This is a genomic window from Burkholderia sp. BCC1977 (assembly GCF_905339595.1).
Classification (GTDB): domain Bacteria; phylum Pseudomonadota; class Gammaproteobacteria; order Burkholderiales; family Burkholderiaceae; genus Burkholderia.
Genome location: NZ_CAJPGQ010000136.1, coordinates 1 through 1,277, shown reverse-complemented (window position 1 = coordinate 1,277; position 1,277 = coordinate 1). Strand labels below are relative to the sequence as shown.

The window sequence follows — 1,277 nt, the reverse complement described above, 5'->3', positions numbered from 1 at the left end:
CATGCAGAATGTCAGCCATCCGGGGTAACGGGCATCCTTTGGATTGCCCGTTCACCGCCCGCCGGAGGAAACCGAAATGGCCGACTTGCTGGAAGGTACGCTGCCCCTGAACTTGGTTGCGATCGACATCGCCCGTTATTCGAACGCTGTGTTGATCGAGTTGTCGGACGGGAAGCGTCAGCGCTTCCGGATGACCAACAGCGCTCCTGACTTCGACCGGCTGTTGAGTTACCTTCAAGCGCTACCCGGCAATTGCCGGGTAGCGCTTGAGCCGACCGGCGACTACCATCGCCCGCTGGCTCACCGCCTGCTCACGGCCGGGCACGAGGTGGTCAGCATCAATTCCGTGGCACAGGCGCGGTATCGCGAAGCGATGTTCAACTCTTGGGACAAGAACGATCCCAAGGACGCGCAGGTCATCCTGGAAATGCTCAGGCGTGGCACATATCAGCGTTACGTGGACCCGCAGATCGCCGGCCATCATGATCTGCAGGAACTTGCAAAGACCTACTACCAAGTTTCCCGCGCACGCACCAAGGTGCAGCACTCTCTGATCAACCACAGCCTGCCCCTGTACTTCCCGGAGATGCACCGCTACTGGTGCACCACCCGCAACGAATGGTTCGTGCGTTTTCTGCTCGAGTTTCCGACACCGACGCACGTACGCGCCCTGGATCGCGAGAGCTTTGTGGCTGCTGCATGGGATCTGGTCGGCCGCAAGGTGAACAAACGCGCCAAACTCGAAGAGATATGGGAAACAGCTGCACACACCGCTGCCTTGCCTCACGCGCCGGATTGCCTGGCTGTCGAGACATTCCGTATTACCCTTCGCCGGTACCAGGAGCTCAACGTACTGCGAGCCGCGATCGAGGCGCGCGCCGAGGCGGAGCTTCACGACAATATCGACTTCGCCCATCTGAAGACGCTGCCTGGCATTGGCTCGGTGATCGCCATGACTATCCTCGCCGAGGCCGGCGACCTGCGCCGCTTCGGTCACCACCGTCAGTTCCTGAAGTACTGCGGATTCGACCTGGCGAAGATACAGTCGGGCACCCAGCGAGGGCGTGAGCAACTCTCCAAGCGCGGCAATGCACGATTGCGGCTGGCCTTCTGGATGGCAGGCATGGCTGCCGTGCGCATGAAGGAGAACTCATTCCGCTCGAAATATGAACGTTACGTCCATGCAGATCCGGACGACGCTGACCTCAAGCGCAAGGCGCTGACCGCCGTGGCAGCGAAGATGGCTCGCGTGGCTTACAGCATGATCAAGAAGAACC

Annotated in this window: 1 protein-coding gene; it reads left to right on the top strand. The window is 60.4% G+C overall.

Going from position 1 to position 1,277, the window contains the following annotated elements; genetic code table 11:
- Window positions 1–76: 76 nt before the first annotated feature.
- Window positions 77–1,277, top strand: a 1,201-nt coding sequence (locus U5771_RS35075) for an IS110 family transposase (RefSeq protein WP_322028167.1), incomplete at its 3' end; no start/stop codon positions are given.